The sequence below is a fragment of the Collinsella sp. An271 genome, from assembly GCF_002159695.1.
Classification (GTDB): Bacteria; Actinomycetota; Coriobacteriia; order Coriobacteriales; family Coriobacteriaceae; genus Collinsella; species Collinsella ihumii.
Window position 1 is genome coordinate 23,515 of the sequence record NZ_NFJE01000010.1, and the last position, 17,796, is coordinate 41,310.

The 17,796-nt window shown below is 65.3% G+C and carries 18 protein-coding genes and 1 riboswitch; of the genes, 13 read left to right on the forward strand and 5 right to left on the reverse strand.

Annotated features, from left to right (window positions below):
• Positions 1 to 378 precede the first annotated feature (378 nt).
• Together B5F74_RS09220 and B5F74_RS09225 are read left to right on the forward strand one after the other, a co-directional pair.
• A complete protein-coding gene (locus B5F74_RS09220) occupies positions 379 to 1,770 on the forward strand; it encodes an aminopeptidase (RefSeq protein ID WP_087201862.1) in 1,392 nt (463 codons plus the stop codon).
• A 496-nt stretch (positions 1,771 to 2,266) separates the two neighbouring features.
• The gene (locus B5F74_RS09225) at positions 2,267 to 3,073 is read left to right on the forward strand and encodes a YaaA family protein (protein WP_087201864.1); all 807 of its coding nucleotides are present in this window, start codon (positions 2,267 to 2,269) and stop codon (positions 3,071 to 3,073) included.
• A gap of 42 nt (positions 3,074 to 3,115) precedes the next feature.
• Here the strand turns inward: B5F74_RS09225 and B5F74_RS09230 are convergent, their stop codons facing one another.
• Positions 3,116 to 3,436 carry a DUF6054 family protein gene (locus tag B5F74_RS09230; RefSeq protein WP_087201866.1) on the reverse strand — a complete coding sequence of 107 codons (321 nt, stop codon included), beginning with the start codon at positions 3,434 to 3,436 and terminating at the stop codon, positions 3,116 to 3,118.
• 598 nt (positions 3,437 to 4,034) lie between these two features.
• Complete coding sequence (locus B5F74_RS09235; RefSeq protein ID WP_143753840.1) at positions 4,035 to 4,268, reverse strand: hypothetical protein; 234 nt, start codon at positions 4,266 to 4,268, stop codon at positions 4,035 to 4,037.
• A 95-nt stretch (positions 4,269 to 4,363) separates the two neighbouring features.
• Positions 4,364 to 4,480: riboswitch (TPP riboswitch) on the forward strand.
• Between B5F74_RS09235 and thiC the strand changes: the two genes are divergently transcribed.
• The 4 genes from thiC to thiD all read left to right on the forward strand — a co-directional run bounded on the left by thiC (position 4,472) and on the right by thiD (position 8,351).
• A complete protein-coding gene (thiC, locus tag B5F74_RS09240) occupies positions 4,472 to 5,815 on the forward strand; it encodes a phosphomethylpyrimidine synthase ThiC (protein ID WP_143753841.1) in 1,344 nt (447 codons plus the stop codon). Its footprint overlaps the riboswitch before it by 9 nt.
• A 156-nt stretch (positions 5,816 to 5,971) precedes the next feature.
• Positions 5,972 to 6,805, forward strand: a complete 834-nt coding sequence (gene thiM / locus B5F74_RS09245; RefSeq protein ID WP_087201872.1) for a hydroxyethylthiazole kinase — start codon at positions 5,972 to 5,974, stop codon at positions 6,803 to 6,805.
• Positions 6,805 to 7,479 carry a thiamine phosphate synthase gene (thiE, locus tag B5F74_RS09250; protein WP_087201874.1) on the forward strand — a complete coding sequence of 225 codons (675 nt, stop codon included), beginning with the start codon at positions 6,805 to 6,807 and terminating at the stop codon, positions 7,477 to 7,479. Before thiM ends, thiE begins: the two co-directional genes overlap by 1 nt.
• Positions 7,480 to 7,535: 56 nt before the next feature.
• The gene (gene thiD / locus B5F74_RS09255) at positions 7,536 to 8,351 is read left to right on the forward strand and encodes a bifunctional hydroxymethylpyrimidine kinase/phosphomethylpyrimidine kinase (RefSeq protein WP_087201876.1); all 816 of its coding nucleotides are present in this window, start codon (positions 7,536 to 7,538) and stop codon (positions 8,349 to 8,351) included.
• Between the two features lie 79 nt (positions 8,352 to 8,430).
• Here thiD and B5F74_RS09260 read toward each other — a convergent pair whose 3' ends face one another.
• Together B5F74_RS09260 and B5F74_RS09265 are read right to left on the reverse strand one after the other, a co-directional pair.
• Positions 8,431 to 9,096: a pentapeptide repeat-containing protein gene (locus tag B5F74_RS09260; protein ID WP_087201877.1), complete on the reverse strand. Its 666-nt coding sequence runs from the start codon at positions 9,094 to 9,096 to the stop codon at positions 8,431 to 8,433.
• Entirely contained in the window at positions 9,096 to 10,004 is a 909-nt protein-coding gene (locus B5F74_RS09265; protein WP_087201879.1) for a TIGR02452 family protein, read from the reverse strand. Before B5F74_RS09265 ends, B5F74_RS09260 begins: the two co-directional genes overlap by 1 nt.
• A gap of 303 nt (positions 10,005 to 10,307) precedes the next feature.
• Between B5F74_RS09265 and B5F74_RS09270 the strand changes: the two genes are divergently transcribed.
• The 5 genes from B5F74_RS09270 (at position 10,308) to B5F74_RS09290 (ending at position 14,393) form a co-directional block, all read left to right on the forward strand.
• Entirely contained in the window at positions 10,308 to 11,555 is a 1,248-nt protein-coding gene (locus B5F74_RS09270) for an MraY family glycosyltransferase (protein ID WP_087201881.1), read from the forward strand.
• 10 nt (positions 11,556 to 11,565) lie between these two features.
• Positions 11,566 to 12,615 (forward strand): tryptophan--tRNA ligase, encoded by a 1,050-nt coding sequence (gene trpS / locus B5F74_RS09275; protein ID WP_066833641.1) that lies wholly within the window; start codon positions 11,566 to 11,568, stop codon positions 12,613 to 12,615.
• Between the two features lie 100 nt (positions 12,616 to 12,715).
• The gene (locus tag B5F74_RS09280) at positions 12,716 to 13,537 is read left to right on the forward strand and encodes a Cof-type HAD-IIB family hydrolase (protein WP_087201883.1); all 822 of its coding nucleotides are present in this window, start codon (positions 12,716 to 12,718) and stop codon (positions 13,535 to 13,537) included.
• A gap of 21 nt (positions 13,538 to 13,558) precedes the next feature.
• Positions 13,559 to 13,780, forward strand: a complete 222-nt coding sequence (locus B5F74_RS09285; RefSeq protein WP_087201885.1) for a DUF6485 family protein — start codon at positions 13,559 to 13,561, stop codon at positions 13,778 to 13,780.
• 292 nt (positions 13,781 to 14,072) lie between these two features.
• Positions 14,073 to 14,393 carry an MGMT family protein gene (locus B5F74_RS09290; protein ID WP_087201887.1) on the forward strand — a complete coding sequence of 107 codons (321 nt, stop codon included), beginning with the start codon at positions 14,073 to 14,075 and terminating at the stop codon, positions 14,391 to 14,393.
• Between the two features lie 438 nt (positions 14,394 to 14,831).
• Here the strand turns inward: B5F74_RS09290 and B5F74_RS09295 are convergent, their stop codons facing one another.
• A complete protein-coding gene (locus B5F74_RS09295) occupies positions 14,832 to 15,566 on the reverse strand; it encodes a phosphatase PAP2 family protein (protein ID WP_087201889.1) in 735 nt (244 codons plus the stop codon).
• Positions 15,567 to 15,753: 187 nt separating this feature from the next.
• Here B5F74_RS09295 and B5F74_RS09300 point away from each other — a divergent pair, with 187 nt between their 5' ends.
• Complete coding sequence (locus tag B5F74_RS09300; protein WP_239283447.1) at positions 15,754 to 17,274, forward strand: DNA repair protein; 1,521 nt, start codon at positions 15,754 to 15,756, stop codon at positions 17,272 to 17,274.
• Positions 17,267 to 17,707, forward strand: a complete 441-nt coding sequence (locus B5F74_RS09305; RefSeq protein WP_087201893.1) for a YolD-like family protein — start codon at positions 17,267 to 17,269, stop codon at positions 17,705 to 17,707. Before B5F74_RS09300 ends, B5F74_RS09305 begins: the two co-directional genes overlap by 8 nt.
• The last annotated feature ends 89 nt before the right edge of the window (positions 17,708 to 17,796 follow it).

Genomic DNA, 17,796 nt, shown 5'->3' on the forward strand with positions numbered 1-17,796 from the left:
GCATACAACCTCAAGGTAGGGGGCGCTACCAAGCGAATGATAAACGGGCCCATCGTCATCAAGCATACGCCAAAAACAAGCGAGCTTAGCCCGTGCATGCGCAAGTGCATCGTGCGGACGGAGACGGACTCCGTAATGCCGTGCGCAATCTGTAGCACCCTGCAGCTGAGCGATTTAAAGCATGAAGCATCCTTCGCCAACAACCCGCTTCGATCTCTTGCCGCCCGTTTGCAGGGCACCCGGGCACGTCGATTCGCCCTCGCTTAGCTGAACAGGCCTCGAACCCGCCCCCTCCACACAAAGCCTATGTCACCACTAGGAATACCGTGCTACCATTCCCTGCGGAATTATCGGTAACGGAACGAGGAGGCATCCCTTATGGAGCGTCCGAACGCATGGAAGAAGTACGGTGAGGCGGATCTTGCCGAGCTCGAAAAGCTCTGTGGCGAGTACCGCGCCTTCATCAGCGAGAACAAGACCGAGCGCGAGTGCGTGCGCGCGAGCGTCAAGCTTGCCGAGGCTGCGGGCTACGTCGATCTTGACCAGGTGACGGCCGAGGGCCGCAAGCTCTCCGCCGGCGACAAGGTCTATGCCGTCTGCCACAACAAGACCATCATGCTCGCCAACATCGGCACCGCGCCGCTCGAGCAGGGCGTGAACATCCTGGGCGCGCACATCGACTCGCCGCGTCTGGACATCAAGCAGAACCCGCTGTACGAGGCCGGCGACATGGCCTACCTCGACACGCACTACTACGGCGGCGTGAAGGCCTACCACTGGGTCGCCACCCCGCTGGCGCTGCACGGCGTCGTGTGCAAGAAGGACGGCACCACGGTCGAGGTCTGCGTCGGCGAGGACGCCTCCGATCCCGTGTTCTGCATCTCCGACCTGCTGATCCACCTGGCTTCCGACCAGATGAAGAAGTCCGCCGCCGAGGCTGTCGACCATGAGAACCTCGATGTCATCATCGGCGGACGCCCCGTGGTGATCGAGGGCGACGACGCTCCGAAGGAGCCCGTCAAGCAGATGCTGGTCGACATCCTGTCCGACAAGTACGGCATCGAGGAGGAGGACCTGCTGTCCGCCGAGCTCGAGGTCGTGCCCGCCGGCGCTGCCCGCGAGATGGGCCTCGACCGCTCCATGATCCTGGGCTACGGCCAGGACGACCGCGTGTGCGCCTACACCTCGCTTGCCGCCCTGCTCGACGTCGAGCAGGTCGAGCGCACGAGCGTGTGCCTGCTTGTCGACAAGGAGGAGATCGGCTCGGTTGGCGCCTCCGGCATGACCAGCCGCTTCTTCGAGAACACCATGGCCGAGATCATGGAGCTCGTCGGCGAGACCGGCCCGCTGGCGCTCCGTCGCTGCCTGGCCAACTCCCGCATGCTGTCCTCCGACGTGTCCGCCGGCTTCGATCAGCTCTACGCCGACCGCTTCGAGAAGAAGAACGCGGCCATCATGGGTCACGGCCTGTGCTTCAACAAGTACACCGGCAGCCGCGGAAAATCCGGCTCCAACGACGCCGACGCCGAGTACATGGCGCTCGTCCGCACCATCATGGACGAGGCCGGCGTCGACTTCCAGACCTGCGAGCTCGGCCGCATCGGCGCGGGCGGCGGCGGCACGATCGCTTTCATCCTCGCCGAGTACGGCATGGACGTCATCGACTCCGGCGTGGCGGTCCTGTCCATGCACTCCCTGTGGGAGGTCACGAACAAGGCCGACGTCTACGAAGCCTACAAGGGCTACAAGGCGTTCATCGAGCGCGCGTAACGCACCCCGCTCAACAGCACGAGGCGCGCGGTCTTGCCATCCGGCAGGCCCGCGCGCCTTTTCGTGCATTTCAATCCGCATGTCTGCGAGGGGCGCGCCGCGCTTATTCGGTATAGATTCCCGATCGTGGTCAATTTACCCATCGAACCGGGAAATGAATGCTGGATTGCGGGAGCCGGCTCGGCAGAAACGATCCGCGACACAAAAGAGACAATATAATACGTGTTTTCCTCGCGCGCTTAGGGTGCCTTTTCCCAAAGAGCGGGAAAGGGGCCTTGGCCGTTCTTCAATAGGCTTGTAGTAATTAATATTGTATATATACGCACAGATGGTGCAGTCCCGGTTCGATGGGTAAATTGACCATGATTCCGAAAAGATAAAACAGGGACGCTCGCTCAAAGGAGGCCCGCCCGATCCATTCCATCGGATATCATCGGGATGCGCGGGAATCGCATCCCCACCGTCCCCCATGTTGTTCGCTACCCCAGGAGAGCCCATGCTGCAGGTCATCATCTCCCCCGCCAAGCAGATGCGCGTCGCCGCCGACACGTTTACGCCGCGCGGCATCCCGCCGTTTCCCGAACGCACGGAACGGCTCGTGCGCGAGCTGCGCGACATCGAGCGCACGCAGGGCGCCGAGGGGCTCAAGCGCCTTTGGCGCGTGAACGACAAGCTCCTCGCCGAGAACATCGAGCGCCTGCACGAATTCGAGCCCGTATCCCACGAGGAGGCGCTTGATGATCCTGCCGTCGCCCGGACCATATCCCCTGCCATCTTTTCATATATAGGCATCCAGTACCGCAGCATGGCGCCGGAGGTCATGGGCTTTCCCGAGCTCGAATGGCTGCAGGCTCATCTCTGGGTTCTTTCGGGCCTATACGGCTGCGTTCGTCCATTCGACGCCGTGCAGCCCTACCGCCTGGAGATGGGTGCGAAACTCTCCGTCGACGATACGCGCGACCTTTATGCCTTCTGGGGCGACCGGCTGGCGCAGGTGATTTGCGCTGATGGCCCCACATGCGTGGTGAACCTGGCGAGCGTCGAGTACGCCAAGGCGGCACTGCCCCATCTTCCGGCAGGTTCACAAGCTGTGACCTGCATCTTCGGCGAGGACCTACGCGCCGGCAAGCCCGTGCAGCGCGCAACGGCGAGCAAGATTGCACGTGGCTCGATGGTCCGTTGGATGGCCGAACACGGCATAGAGCGAGCAGAGGACCTGGTCCGCTTCGACATAGGCTATGCCTACGCACCGGAGCTCTCATCCGAAGACGGCAGCACGCTGGTATTCATGAAACGCGCTTGATGCGACATCAAGAAAAGGTGGAATGTGCCCTCGAACTACGAGCTACCGGCTGCATGACTCCATCTCTTCCAGGAAATCCTGCTCCAGGTGCTTCTTGACGCCGTAGCTCAAGTTGAGAAGCCCATCACCGGAACCCGACGCGATCGCCGTGACACGCGAGGCCGCATCATCGCCCGTGGCCACGATCGTCAGGCTGGCGTAACTCGACGTCCGCAGGTAGAACTTCTCGATAACGAGCACGTAAAGCCCTTCATCGCGCTCCACCTTCCCCGCGATCTCGACCGAAGAGCCCAGACGGAAAACCGCAGCGCGAATGCACTCTTTGACCTCATCCAGCCCCAGAGCCATCTGAATGTCTACCATGCCCCCACCATCCCTCGGAGCGAAACCCGACCGATCCGTCATCTGGCTTGAGTATAGATTCCTGCCTGTCCCTGTGAAATGCGGCGATGGTGAACACGAGAGCCCTTGCGCCGAACGGCCCTGAAGGAGGTCGCGGCGGCCGCAGACATGGAGCTTCGACCAACAAACCCCCTTATCGGCCGCCCAAAACAATAACCTCTGCTAGACCATCGTGGATACTGGGGGCTCGTGCAAGCATGCGCGCCGAAGGGGTGTCCCCAGCGTCCAAGAGCGCATGCGGAGGGCACGTCCCCGGTGCACGCCCAGCCGGGGCCCCGCAGACGGTGCGACGCCTTCCCGCAGAAAGCGTCGCGACGGATTCTGCGGGAACGGCGGGGATGATTTACATAACGGCCAAAACGATATAGGCGTTCACCTCGGTGTTCTACGTTTCGTCTGAATCGGTATGCATTTTTCGCCCGAGCTTCCCGCAGAAACCGTCGCGACGTCAGGCACGGGTTGGAACGAACCCGTCCCCAACCAACCCAGTCCGTTTGATGTGACTGTATCTTTCTGCCACAGCGACTGCCCGCGTCGGCGCTTCGACCGGCAACAGACCTTACCTGCTGCCCAGGAGCACAAAGAGCACGAGCACAAGACAAACCACGAGAAACACCAGCAGGCAGCCGCATCCGCAACCTCCGGAATCGCGCGGCGCGCCGCCGTCGGATCCCGACAGCTCGTTGATGAGCATCTCGCTCACGGCACCCTCGCCTATGCTCACGTGCCCGTCTCGGTTCCAATCCATCGGCGTCTCGCCTCCCCCGCGCCCCTCGCGCCATCGAAGTCGCATGTCCATTATCGCCTACATTCCCGACACCCACCACCGCGCTCCGCACTATACTGGAATGCAGCAGAGCGCCGACCCGTGCGGAAGGCGCCGCACAATCGCATATCACGGGGAGCTTGCAGGACACCACGGCAGGCTGAGAGGGGACGTGCCCGTCCCGACCCGAGGAACCTGATATGGGTAATGCCAACGAAGGGAGCATGCGTATGAACGCACCCAACACTGCCAATCTTGTCACGCAGCTCGACTACGCGCGGGCGGGCATCATCACCGACGCCATGCGCGCCGTCGCCGAGCGGGAACACCGCGATCCGGAGTTCATCCGCGCGGGCGTGGCGGCGGGCCGCATCGCCATTCCGGCGAACATCCGCCACCTCGACATGGGCCTCGAGCCCCGCGGCGTCGGAGCCGGCCTCTCCACCAAGGTGAACGTCAACCTCGGTATCTCCGGCGATGTCGCCGACGCCGATGTCGAGTGGGAGAAGGTGCGCACCGCCGAGAAGTTCGGCGCCGACGCCATCATGGACCTCTCCAACTCCGGCAAGACGCGCTTTTTCCGCCAGCAGCTCGTGCGCGAGACGCCGCTCATGGTGGGCACCGTCCCCATGTACGACGCCATCGGCTACATGGAAAAGCCCTTGGTCGAGCTGACCGTCGACGACCTGCTCGAGGTCACGCGCGCACACGCCGAGGACGGCGTGGACTTCCTCACCATCCACTGCGGCATCAACAAGAGCGTCATCAAGACCTTCAAGGAGACCGGCCGCCTCATGAACATCGTGAGCCGCGGAGGCTCGCTGCTGTTCGGCTGGATGGAGGTCACTGGCAACGAGAACCCCTTCTTCGAGTACTACGATGAGATCCTGAAGATCTGCCATGAGTACGACGTCACCATCTCGCTCGGCGACTCGTGCCGCCCGGGCTGCCTCTACGATGCGAACGACGCCGTGGAGACCGCCGAGATGATCGAGCTGGGCAAGCTCACCAAGCGCGCATGGGACGCCGGCGTCCAGGTCATGATCGAGGGCCCCGGGCACATGCCCATCAACGAGATCGAGGCCAACGTGACGCTCGAGAAGAGCCTGTGCCACAACGCGCCCTACTACGTGCTCGGCCCGCTCGTGACCGACATCGGCGTCGGCTACGACCACATCACCGCCGCGATCGGCGGCGCCATCTCGGCGAGCGCCGGCGCAGACTTCCTGTGCTATGTCACGCCCGCCGAGCACCTGTGCCTGCCGAACGCGCAGGATGTGCTCGACGGCCTCATCGCCACGAAGATCGCCGCGCATGCCGCCGATATCGCCAAGGGCGTGCCCGGCGCGAAGGATGTCGACAACCGCATGGGAGATGCCCGCCGGCGCCTTGCCTGGGACGAGATGTGGACCTATGCGCTCGACCCGGTGACGTCGAAGGCGCGCTACGAGGCCTCCCCCGCCTCCACCGAGGGCACCTGCACCATGTGCGGCAAGATGTGCGCCGTGCGCACGGTCAACAAGGTGTTCGAGGGTACGACGATCGATCTCGACGCCCAGGGGAATACGGATTGATTCATGAATGTACGGGGGCCGAATCAACGTTTGCGCAGGATTAGTTTATTTGACACCCCTGTTCATTCATGAATGAGCTGACCGACGCTCCCGAACGGAAAACTCACATGGAGGACCGGGCAGGGCCCCGTCCTCATCTCAGAAAGGAATAGCACCATGGACATGGCAGAACTCGGCCGTGCACTCGACAACGTTCGCACCACCGTGCCGCTCGTGCACTGCATCACCAACTACGTGACGGTCAACGACTGCGCCAACGCGCTGCTCGCGTGCGGAGGCTCCCCCATCATGAGCGACGAGCCCGATGACGTGGAGGACATCACCTCGATCTGCGGCGGCCTCGTGCTGAACATCGGCACGCTCAATCAGCGCAGCATCGAGGGCATGCGCGTGGCCGGCAAGCGCGCGGGCGAGCTGGGCCACGCGATCGTGCTCGACCCCGTGGGCGCCGGCGCATCCAAGCTGCGCACCGAGACGGCGGCGGAGCTCATCGACACGCTGCCCGTCACGGTCGTGCGCGGCAACATGAGCGAAATCAAGACCATCGCCGGCTCCGCCGCAGCGACCCGCGGCGTGGACGTCAATCCCGATGACGCCGTGACCGAGGACAACCTCGCCGCGAGCGCCGATTTCGCCCGCAGCCTCGCCGCCAAGCTCGGCGCTGTCGTGGCCATCACGGGCGCCATCGACATCGTCGCCTCCGCGGACCGCGCGGTCGCCATCCGCAACGGCGTGGCGACCATGGGCAAGATCACCGGCACCGGCTGCATGCTCACCTGCGTCGCTGCCGCATACGCTGTCGCCAACCCCGACGATGTCTTCGGCGCGACCGTCGCCGCCATCGCGGGCCACGGCCTTGCCGGAGAGGTCGCCGCGGCGCGCATGACACCCGCCGACGGCAACGGCAGCTTCCGCACCTACCTGCTCGACGCCATCTGCAATATGTCCGCCGACCAGCTCATGGCCGGCGCCAAGATCGAGGAGCTGTAATGCCGGCCGCCCAGCGCGGTCCCTGGACGCCGGAAGATATCCGTCGCGGCATGCTGCTGTATGCCGTGACGGACTCCGCCTGGCTGCACGGCCGCACGCTCGCCTCGTGCGTGCGCGAGGCGCTCGCGGGAGGCGCGACCTTCGTCCAGCTGCGCGAGAAGCACATGTCGACCGACGAGCTCGTGGAGGAAGCGAAGACGATCCTCCCCATCTGCCGCGAGGCGCGAGTCCCGTTCTTGATCGACGACGACGTCGAAGCGGCGCGGCTCGTCGGCGCCGACGGCGTGCATGTCGGCCAATCCGACACGGCATGCGCCGAGGCTCGCCGCATCCTCGGCCCCGACGCCATCGTCGGCGTCTCCGCGCAGACCGTGGAGCAGGCGGTCGCCGCCGAGCGAGCGGGCGCCGACTACCTCGGCGTGGGCGCGCTCATCCCCACGCCCACCAAGCCCGACGCCGTCGACGTGACCCGCGAGGAGCTCGCGCGCATCTGCCGCGCCGTAAAGATTCCCGTCGTCGGCATCGGCGGGCTGCACCTGAGCACGATCGACATCCTCGACGGGACCGGCGCCGCCGGCGCCGCCGTGGTTTCTGCGATCTTCGCCGCCGAGGATATCGAGAGGGACACGCGCGAGCTTGCCGACAAGCTCTCCCGCATGGCCCTCGCACGCTAGCGGCAAAGGATCCATCTGCGCCAATCCCAAATGGCGCAACGAGAAGGAGGTTGACGATGGACACGTTCCGCGTTCCCGTCGTGCTGTCTATCGCCGGCTCGGATTCGAGCGGCGGCGCCGGCATCCAGGCGGACATCAAGACGATCGCCGCCCACGGGCTGTTCGCCGAGACCGCCATCACAGCGCTTACCGCGCAGAACACCACGGGCGTCCGCGGCGTGCTCGAGGCGACGCCCGAGTTCGTCGGCGAGCAGATCGACGCGGTGTTCGAGGACATCCCGCCCGCAGCGGTGAAGATCGGCATGGTGTCGTCGGCCGCCATCATCGAGACAATCGCGCAGCGTCTTGAGCGCTGGCGCGCCGAGAATATCGTCGTCGACCCCGTCATGGTCGCCACGTCGGGCGCGCGCCTCATCAACGAAGACGCCTCGACGGCGCTCACGGGCAGGCTGCTGCCGCTCGCGCGCGTGATCACGCCCAACATACCGGAGGCGACCGCCCTCGCCGGCAGGTCGATCTCCGATGCCGACGAGCAGCAGGCGGCGGCATGCGAGCTCGTCGAGCGCTTCGGCTGCGCCGTCCTCGTCAAGGGCGGCCACGGCGTCGCCGACGCCAACGACGTGCTCGCCGAACCCATGGGCACAGTGGAACCGCGTATCACCTGGTTCACGCACGAGCGCATCGAGACCGAGAACACGCACGGCACCGGGTGCACGCTGTCGTCCGCCATCGCCTGCGGGCTGGCGCAGGGCCTTACGCTCTCCGATGCCGTCGAGCAGGCGAAGGCCTATCTGACCGGCGCCCTCGCCGCGGGCCTCGATCTGGGCCGCGGCTCGGGTCCCGTCGACCATATGTGGCGCCATCGCGGCTAACGGCGCGCGAGAAAACGCGAATGTTGGATGGGGACGGGTTCGTTTCAACCCGTCCCCGATGGCACGGCGACAGCTGCCCCTAGTCGTCCGCGACCGTCACGCCCAGCAGGCCGACGAGCGCGAGGGCCTGTTCGACGCTCACCTTCGCGCCGCGCAGCTCGCGAAAGTCGCTCGAGAGCACCGGGGCGGCAAACTCGCAGGTCGAAAGGTCGATGCCCGCAAGCGGCGTGCCGAACACGTCGATTCGCGTCAGATCGCATCCGTCGAACTCCGCGCGCTTCAGGCGCGTCCGCTGCATCGCCGCCTCGATCAGGCGCACCGCGCGCATGCACAGCACATCGACGGTGCATTCGGACAGGTTCGCATAGCTCAGGTCGCTCGAGGAGACGGCGACGCCGGCGAGCCGGGCCTGCAGAAGGCTCAGGCCCGGTGCCGAGCAGTCAACCATATCGCAGCGGTTGAGCCACGCCCGGTCCATGGAGAACCGGATGAACCGGCAGCCCTGGAAGCGCACATCGCGAAACGTGCACCCGCTGAAATCGACGCCGTCGAACGTACAGCCGCGAAACGCCACGGTATCGAACGTCGCCGACCCCGCGTCCTCGTAGGAAAGCTCGAGTCCTACAAACGCCGTGTTGCCCACCTGCGCGTCGCCCTCGGCGAACAGGTCGAGCAGCTCCTCGGCATCGATGTGGGCCCCGAGCGCCTCGGGCACCTTGGCGAACGAGGGGACCCGCCGCGCCATTACAGGTACTTCCTCCAGTCGTCCTCCTCCTCGGCGGCCGCCTCCGCCGCAGCATCCGCCGCGGCCTTGGCGCGGGCGGCCTGCATGTCGGAGTAGGACTCGCCGTTTTGCTCGGGGAAGCAGGCGAAGGCGTGCTCGAAGCGCGGGAGGTTGTCGTCGTAGCGGGTCTTGGGGATGGCGAACCAGACCTCCTCGAGCGCATGGGCGCCCGAGGCGAGCTCCGCGCGGAACATCTCGGCGACCGCGCTCGCGTCCCAGCCGAAGGCGCCGCAGCCGTACGCACCGAGCACAGCCTTCTTGATTCCGCGCGCGTCGATGAGGTCGAGTACGAAGCGGATGCGGTCACGCATGGCGTCCGCAAGGACCTCATCGGAGACCTTGTACTCCGAGCGGGCGCGGCGCGCGTTCGGGGCGGCCGCCACGACCACGTCGGCGTAGGCGTGGATCTTGCCGCGGCCGAAGCGCACGGCGGGAACCACCAGCGCGCGGTTGCGGTACAGTTCGCAGTTGAGGTTGCGGCGACGGTTCTCGGCGTACCAGTCTCCGAACGTCTCGAGGACGTTGCCCAGATAGGACTCGCGGCACAGCGACTGCTCCTGACCGGCCGCACCGCGCGAGAAGCCGCCGGCGGGGTTCACGAACGAGGCGAAATCGAGGACCGCGAGATCGCAGAAGGCGGCACGTCCGCGGCCGTTTTCCAAGATGACGGCGACGGCATCGGCGTCGACGACGCTCACCTGGGGAACGCGCCCCTCTTCGACCTCGTGGGCCGGGACGCCGTCGTAGCGCACCGTTCCCTGCTGCGCCTGCTCGATTTCCTTCGCATAGCGCGCGGCCATCTGCTCGATGTGCTTTTTCGCCGCGTCCGCGCGCGCCGCCTTACGGGGATTCTCCCTGCGCTCCGCCATACTGCATGCTCCTTTGCCGTACGCATTCGGGATACCTACATGGTGCCTATGATAAACCGTGCGGCGGCGCTTTTGGGACGGGGTCGTTATCGGGCGCAGTGCAAATCGGGGACGTACCTGTTGCGCGCATGCATGCACGCAACAGGTACGTCCCCGATTTGCACTGACGGCACCGACCCAAATAGCACCATCATGGTATGACGGTGTTGACCGGCCATCCGGGTAGGTCATGGAATGAAACTCCGGTATCATGTCTTGAGTTCTGACCATTTTTCGTCCGCAAACGGTGGTTTCGCCTTGTCCATGGAGTTCTTCATTCCATATATCTGTGTGGCCGCGGCGGCCTTTATCACCACCTATGCCTGCGTACCGCTCGCACGGCGCCTGGCGATCCGCTTGAACGCCGTCGACTATCCCTCCAAGCGCCGCATCAACAAGACGCCCATCCCCCGCATGGGGGGCGTCGCGGTGCTCCTCGGGCTCGTCGCCGCCCTCATCGTCCAGCTCATCGGCACGTGGTACTTCCACTGGCCGCCCGTGCTGATCCCGCACCCGAGCATGAGCATCAACTATCCCCTGCTCGGCGTGTCGTTTCTGCTGATCTTTCTGACCGGCGCGGTCGACGACGTCGTCCAGCTGCGCCCGCGCGCAAAGCTCGCAGGCCAGCTCGTCGCCGCCATCTGCGCCGTCGCGAGCGGCGTGGCCATCAACTCGGTCGTCAACCCGTTCGGAACCGACTACATCCAGCTCGGGTGGCTCTCCTACCCCATCACGGTGATCTACCTCATCGCGTACAGCAACATCATCAACCTGGTCGACGGCCTCGACGGACTCGCCACGGGCATCTCCGCCATCGCCGCGATCTCCATGTTCTCGTTCGCCGTGCTGGCCGGCCGCGTCGACGCCGCGGCGCTCGCCATCGCCCTCATGGGCAGCTGCTTCGCGTTTTTGCGCTACAACTTCCACCCGGCAAGCATCTTTCTCGGCGATTCGGGCGCGCTGCTGCTCGGTTTCGCGCTGGGCACCATCTCGCTGCTCAACGTGTCGCGCACCGCGGCCCTGACCTCGCTCATCATCCCGCTCATCGTCGCGGGCGTGCCCATCATCGACACGTTCTCGGCGATCATCCGCCGCATGCGCGCGCACGTCAGCATCGGCCAGGCCGACAAGGGCCACATCCACCACAGGCTCATCGAGGAGGGTTACGACCAGCGCCAGGCGGTGCTGCTCATCTACCTGTGGTGCATCCTGCTGTCGCTGGGCGCCGCCGCCATCAACCAGGTCGGCATCGAGCTGCGCATCGTCATCTTCATCGTGCTACTCGTCTGCTCCATCGCCTTCGCCATGCGCCTGCACCTGTTCGAACCGGTGCTGCGCCACCACTACAACCCCAAAACCCACCAGGATGAGATCGTCACTCCCGACGACCCCGCGTTCGCCGAAGAGGAGCAGTCGCAGCGCGAACTCAAGCGCGAGCACCGCGAGCAGTACCGCGAGAACCTCGGGAAGGTCTTCCATCCGAACAAGCCGAATCGTGACAACAAACGCTAGGAGATCACACATGCCCAACGAACGCAGCTACGAGACCGCCCTCGAGCGCAGCAACCAGATCAGCGCGGACCTCGCGCAGCACCCCCAGAACTACACCATGCTGACCGGCGACCGGCCGACCGGCCGCCTGCACCTGGGCCACTACTTCGGCACGCTCAAGGGCCGCGTCGAGCTCCAGAACATGGGCGTCAACACGAACGTGCTGATCGCCGACTACCAGGTCATCACCGACCGCGACACCACCGAGCACATCCAGGACAACGTCTACAACATGGTCATGGACTACCTCGCCTGCGGCATCGATCCCGACAAGACGATGATCTACGCGCACTCCGCCGTGCCGGCGTGCAACCAGCTCCTGCTGCCCTTCCTCTCGCTTGTGTCCGAGGCCGAGCTGCAGCGCAACCCCACGGTCAAGGCGGAGATGGAGGCCTCGGGCCACGAACTGACCGGCCTTCTGCTCACCTACCCGGTGCACCAGGCCTGCGACATCCTGTTCTGCAAGGGCAACGTCGTGCCGGTCGGTCGCGACCAGCTGCCCCACATCGAGCTCACCCGCCTCATCGCCCGCCGCTTCAACAACCGCTACGGGCGCGTCTTCCCCGAGGTCGACGCCCTGCTGTCCGACACGCCGCTTCTGCCCGGTCTCGACGGGCGCAAGATGAGCAAGTCCTACGGCAACGCCATCTCCATCTCCATGACGGCCGAGGAGACGGCGAAGCGCATCAAGAAGAGCCAGACCGACTCCGAGCGCATGATCACGTTCGACCCCGAGAACCGCCCCGGCGTCTCGGGCCTGCTGTCCACGGCCGCCATCTGCACCGGCCGCTCCGAGGTCGAGATCGCCGCCGAGATCGGCATGGGCGGCTCCGGTCAGCTCAAGAAGTACGTGACCGAGGCCGTGAACAGCTACTTCGCCCCCATCCGCGAGCGTCGCCACGAGTTCGAGAACGATCTCGGCTACGTGAAGGACGTGCTCGCCGAGGGCAACCGCCGCGCCAACGAGATCGCCGAGGCGACACTCGCCGAGGTGCGCGAGGCCATGGGCATGGTGTACTAGCGCACCTGCAGGCACCGGCTTCGGACCCCGTCATGGACGCCTCTTCATGGCGGGGTCCGCGATGCATCCCGTCAGGATCGAGAGGTTGAAGGAGCAGCCGATGTACCGGCTTATCGCAAGCGACATGGACGAGACGTTTCTCGGCGAGGGGCACCGCGTGCCGCCGGCGAACCTCGAGGCGCTCGCCCGCATGCGCGAGATGGGCGTGCTCTTCGTCCCGAGCTCGGGCCGCCCCTACTCCTCCATCATGGACAGCCTGTCCGGTATCGACCCCGCGCTGCTGCAGGGCAGCTACGTCATCTCCTACAACGGCGGCTTCATCAACCGCTACGGCGACGATCGCCCGCTTCTGCGCACGGTGATGGACCGCGCGAGCCTCGAGCAGCTGTACCGCTACGCCATCGAGCACCGCATCTGCATGCACGTCTACACCGAAAGCGGCCGCATCTTCACGCAGTTTCTGAACGAGCTCGAGCGCGGCTACATCGCCAACCTCGCCGGCATCGAGGAGCTCGGCGACGACCAGGACGCCCTCGCGATGGCGGGAGACGAGGAGTTCCCCAAGATCATCTTCATGGACCCCGATTTCGACGCCGTCAAGCGCCTGGGCGAGCAGCTCCGCCCCTCGCTCGATCCCGAACTCGTCGATATCACGCACTCCTCGAACCGCTACGTGGAGTTCGTCCCCCACGGCGTCAACAAGGGGACGGGCCTCGCCCACCTCGCCGCCATGCTCGGCATCGATATGGCCGAAACCGTCGGCGTGGGCGATTCCGCGAACGACCTGGCCATGATCCGGGCGGCGGGCCTGGGCGTGGGGGTGGCGAACGCCTCGGACGACATCCGCCCCGCCTGCGACCTCATCCTCGACGCCACGGCCGACGATGGGGCCTTTCCGGAGCTGCTGCGCCGCATATCCTGACCGCGACCTCGAGGAGGAACCATGCCGTCCATCCCGCCGTTTTGCACCTGCACCGACCACGCATGCGCCTGCCATCCCGCAAACCACGACCGGGGCTGCGCACCGTGCGTCGCCAAGAACCTGCGCCAGCACGAGGTTCCCGCCTGCTTCTTCCGCGCCGTCTCCCCCGACAAGCTTCCCGAAGACTCAGACGACTGGTCGTGGGAGAGCTTCGCCCGCCACGTGCAGGCGCACGCCCGATAACCGCACGCACCCGATACATGAAAGCGCCCCACCATCGACTTGGATGGCGGGGCGCTTTCATGTACAACGTTGATCGCACAGAGGGGAGGGATGCAATCAAACCCGGCGGAGAGATTATTTTTCATCGCCTGTATCTGCTCCGTCGTTGAGTTAACTATAGTAAACTGCCCGGCTGAAGTCCATGACGAAGATGCTCTCCATATCCTCTTCATAAGTTAGCCTTGGATAACCATGTGTGGGGACCGACGATGTGGGACAATTCTCGTGCAGCCTGGATGGAAAGGAGCCGGATATGGAGCGAGACGGATTCTTCGCACGCGTCTACGAGGCAGTCGAGCAGATTCCCGTGGGCTTCGTGGCGACCTACGGGCAGATCGCCCGCCTCATCGGTGAGCCGCGTCGCGCGCGCTACGTCGGCTACGCCCTGCATTCGAATCCCCGTCCGGGCGAGATCCCCTGCCACCGCGTGGTCTTTGCCGACGGGCGCATCTGCGAGGGGTTCGCGTTCGGCGGCCCTGAGGTCCAGCGCGCCCTCCTTGAAGACGAAGGGGTCGTCTTCCGCGACGAGACGCATGTCGACCTGAAGGCGTGCAGGTGGCCTGCGGGGCTGTAGGAAAACACTGATCGCTATCTTTCGCGCCACGCGCCCCGAAAACGCGCGGGGAGGCCGTCGTATCCGCCCGTGTGTGAAACCGCACCTTGGTAAAAGGTTTTATTACAGTGCGGGGGCGCCTCGTTTTGAATTTGGTATCAATTCGTGGTCTAGAAGGGCCGCATGGGGGCGGATCGAGGGCCCCTCCCGGGGCCACGGAATCGACCGAACAAAGAAACCGCAGGTCACAGGCTTGTCAGATATGGCCGTTTTCCATCTGTACTTCCCGATTTGATACCAAATTCATTTTCAAGAGCCATTGACCCCCTCGTTCCTGGGGTTTTGCGGTGCGGTTTTCCACCGTGCGCATATGGGCCCCGAAATCTGACCTCAGCGCGGCACCAAACGCACGTCAACTCCCCCGCAACAATCGCCAGAGGCCGCGCTTCGTGCGTATGGCTAAGGACGCTCTCCTCGCGCCGACCGCTCCACCTTTCTCCTCGTCGGCGTCGGACCCAAGAACAGCGGCACGGCGATGCGCGTGTAGAACACAAGCCAGATCAGCGAGGCGCAAAACCCGCCGATCACGTCGGACGCGTAATGCACGCCCAGGTAGATTCGGCTGATTCCGATCATGAGAATGATGAGGGAGAAGACCGCCGAGAACAGCATGCGACGGCGCCTGTCGTCCTCGTAATGCCAGACCAGCCATACGAGCAGCCCGAAAAACGCGCACGCCGCCATGGAGTGCCCCGAGGGGAAGCTGAACCCATGCTCGACCACGAGGTTGATGCCCTCGGGCCGCGGTCTCTGCACGAGCGCCTTGATGCCGAGGTTCAGCAATGCGACCAGGCCGACATTGAGCGCGCAGCACCATCCGGGGCGCTTGCCCGGCGCGAACGCCGCGATCTCCAGCAGCATGGCGACAATGACCATCGGTGTCGCCAAGGCCGAGAAGGCCTCCATGATGGGCGTGAGCCAGTCTGCGCGCAGGTGCTCCACGATCAGCCAGCGCGCGAGCGCGTCGATGCGCATGAGCTCGCCTTCGAGCACCTCCGCAAGCAGCAGCATGAAGACCGCGAGGCATACGAGCACCAGCACGAGCACGCGGTTTTCAACCAACAGAGCCGCAAGCCTCTTTGCCGTGCCGTGCGTACGCTCGGCACCTTCCTGTTCGGACTCCATGCGATCCATTCGCATCTCCCCTCAACGCGTTTGCGGCATTGTACCCACCAGACCCCTCCCCTGTCCGCGCATCATCGTTCCCGCACAACGCCGCCCCGGTGCGCAGGACGCGAAGCGGCCGGTTTGACTTTTGTCCACGCGAGCCTCTATTATCGAACATGTGTTCAGTTTGAGCGATTCGAGCGGAGGAGAAACGGTGGCGAGGCGCGAAGGCGAAGACAAAACCTACCTGTGCATCGACCTCAAGACGTTCTACGCCTCCGTCGAATGCGCCGACCGCGGGCGCGACACGCTCACCTGCAACCTCGTGGTGGCCGACCCCGACCGCGGGCGCACGACCATCTGCCTTGCGGTCTCGGCCGCCATGAAGAAGCTCGGCGTGCGCAACCGCTGCCGCGTGTTCGAGATTCCCGAGGGCATCGACTACATCATGGCCAAGCCGCGCATGCGCCACTACATGGAGGTCTCTGCGCAGATCTACGGCATCTACCTCGAGTTCGTCAGCGCCGACGACATCCACGTGTACTCCATCGACGAGTGCTTCATCGATGCGACCCCCTACCTCGCCCTGTACCACAAAACCGCCCGCGAGTTCGCGCGCGAGCTCATGGACGCCGTGTTCACGCGGTGCGGCATCCGCGCCACCGCGGGCATCGGCACCAACCTGTTCTTGGCCAAGGTGGCGCTCGATATCACGGCGAAGCACGTCAGCGACGGCATCGGATACCTCGACGAGGAGCTGTTCCGCAAGCACATCTGGCGGCATCGGCCCATAACCGACATCTGGGGCATCGGACCAGGCATCGCGGCGCGCCTCGCCAAATACGGCGCGGCCAACCTGATGGGGGTGGCCGCGCTCGACGATGCGCTCCTGTACCGCGAGTTCGGCGTGACGGCCGAGTACCTGATCGACCACGCGCAGGGCATCGAGCCGTGCACCATCGCAGAGATCCACGCCTACGTGCCCGAGGCGACCTCCATCGCAAGCGGCCAGGTGCTGCCGCGCAACTACAGCTACCGGGAGGCGCGCACGGTGCTGCGCGAGATGGTCGACACCTCGGTGCTCGACCTCGTGGCGAAGCGCGCCGTATGCGACGGCATCTCGCTGTACGTGGGATATGCGAGCGATACGCGCGACCTGGCGCGGATCGGGGCGAGCGGGAGCGCGCGGGTGACCGACAGCTGCGGACAGGTGCGCGCGAGCACGCACGGGCTGCTGCCGGACGCCGTCTCCGCGCCGCATACGACGCGCTCGCGGCCCGTGGCGCACGCTGCAGACGGCATCCGCGCCCGCCAGGCGGCCCGCGATCCGGGCGGTGCCGCGCCAAGTGCCGTCTTTGTGGGCGAGCACGGCAAACGCACCGTGCGCGGCAAACGGGCCTACGGATATGCGGAGGCCTCGCGCAAGCTGGGAGAACGCACCAACTCGTTCAAGCGCCTGATGGCCCGCTTCGACGCGCTCTTTGACGAGATCGTCGACCCCTCGCGCCCCATCAAGCGCATCAATATCGGCTTCGGGGGGCTGCTGCCGGAGGAGTTCGCGACGGTCGACCTGTTCACCGACGTGCAGGCCGAGCAGACCGAGCGCAACCTCGCCGAGGCGGTGCTCGCCGTCCGCGACCGCTACGGGAAAAACTCCCTGCTGCGCGGCACGAGCTACAAAGACGAGGCCACCGGACGGGACCGCAACGAGCAGGTGGGAGGACACCATGCCTGATATATCGGATACGAAGCGCGTGCCCTCGCCCTGGGGGGACCTCGAGTTCACGCCCGTCGAGGACGCGGGCCGCGCCCCCTCGCTCGAACGGGGCGACGGACGTCCCCAGCGCCGCGCGGACGGCCGGCCGCGGGCGAGCCGTGCCGCGCAGTTCATGCCGTTTGCCGCCCTGACCGGCTATTACGATCTGGTGCGGGAGCAGGAGCGCATCGTCGAGCCGCGCCACGAGCTGACCGAGGAGGAGGCCGATGAGCTGTCGCGTACCATCATGCAGGTGCGCCGCGGCGACCTGGTGCGCATCACGTACTACGATCGCGGCGGCTACAAGACGCGCGCGGGTGTCGTGGGCGCCATCGAGCCCGAGCGCCGGCGCTTGCGCCTCGGCACCGATACGATCCCCTTCGACGATATCTGGAAGCTTCTGCGCGCATAGAGGCGCAGGCGGGCCGCTTTTTTCACGGCAGCGCCCGGGTCGCGTTGACGCGGCCCGGGCGCGCAGGCATCCGGAATGGTGGTGCCGGG

What these genes read in the sequence shown, in the direction of transcription:
- B5F74_RS09225 (WP_087201864.1), top strand. Translation starts at nt 2,267, where the DNA reads ATGCTGCAGGTCATCATCTCCCCCGCCAAGCAGATGCGCGTCGCCGCC.
- B5F74_RS09230 (WP_087201866.1), bottom strand. Translation starts at nt 3,436, where the DNA reads ATGGTAGACATTCAGATGGCTCTGGGGCTGGATGAGGTCAAAGAGTGC.
- B5F74_RS09270 (WP_087201881.1), top strand. Translation starts at nt 10,308, where the DNA reads ATGGAGTTCTTCATTCCATATATCTGTGTGGCCGCGGCGGCCTTTATC.
- B5F74_RS09280 (WP_087201883.1), top strand. Translation starts at nt 12,716, where the DNA reads ATGTACCGGCTTATCGCAAGCGACATGGACGAGACGTTTCTCGGCGAG.
- B5F74_RS09305 (WP_087201893.1), top strand. Translation starts at nt 17,267, where the DNA reads ATGCCTGATATATCGGATACGAAGCGCGTGCCCTCGCCCTGGGGGGAC.
- B5F74_RS09290 (WP_087201887.1), top strand. Translation starts at nt 14,073, where the DNA reads ATGGAGCGAGACGGATTCTTCGCACGCGTCTACGAGGCAGTCGAGCAG.
- thiD (WP_087201876.1), top strand. Translation starts at nt 7,536, where the DNA reads ATGGACACGTTCCGCGTTCCCGTCGTGCTGTCTATCGCCGGCTCGGAT.
- B5F74_RS09265 (WP_087201879.1), bottom strand. Translation starts at nt 10,004, where the DNA reads ATGGCGGAGCGCAGGGAGAATCCCCGTAAGGCGGCGCGCGCGGACGCG.
- thiE (WP_087201874.1), top strand. Translation starts at nt 6,805, where the DNA reads ATGCCGGCCGCCCAGCGCGGTCCCTGGACGCCGGAAGATATCCGTCGC.
- thiM (WP_087201872.1), top strand. Translation starts at nt 5,972, where the DNA reads ATGGACATGGCAGAACTCGGCCGTGCACTCGACAACGTTCGCACCACC.
- B5F74_RS09260 (WP_087201877.1), bottom strand. Translation starts at nt 9,096, where the DNA reads ATGGCGCGGCGGGTCCCCTCGTTCGCCAAGGTGCCCGAGGCGCTCGGG.
- B5F74_RS09285 (WP_087201885.1), top strand. Translation starts at nt 13,559, where the DNA reads ATGCCGTCCATCCCGCCGTTTTGCACCTGCACCGACCACGCATGCGCC.
- B5F74_RS09220 (WP_087201862.1), top strand. Translation starts at nt 379, where the DNA reads ATGGAGCGTCCGAACGCATGGAAGAAGTACGGTGAGGCGGATCTTGCC.
- trpS (WP_066833641.1), top strand. Translation starts at nt 11,566, where the DNA reads ATGCCCAACGAACGCAGCTACGAGACCGCCCTCGAGCGCAGCAACCAG.
- B5F74_RS09235 (WP_143753840.1), bottom strand. Translation starts at nt 4,268, where the DNA reads ATGCGACTTCGATGGCGCGAGGGGCGCGGGGGAGGCGAGACGCCGATG.
- B5F74_RS09295 (WP_087201889.1), bottom strand. Translation starts at nt 15,566, where the DNA reads ATGGATCGCATGGAGTCCGAACAGGAAGGTGCCGAGCGTACGCACGGC.
- thiC (WP_143753841.1), top strand. Translation starts at nt 4,472, where the DNA reads ATGAACGCACCCAACACTGCCAATCTTGTCACGCAGCTCGACTACGCG.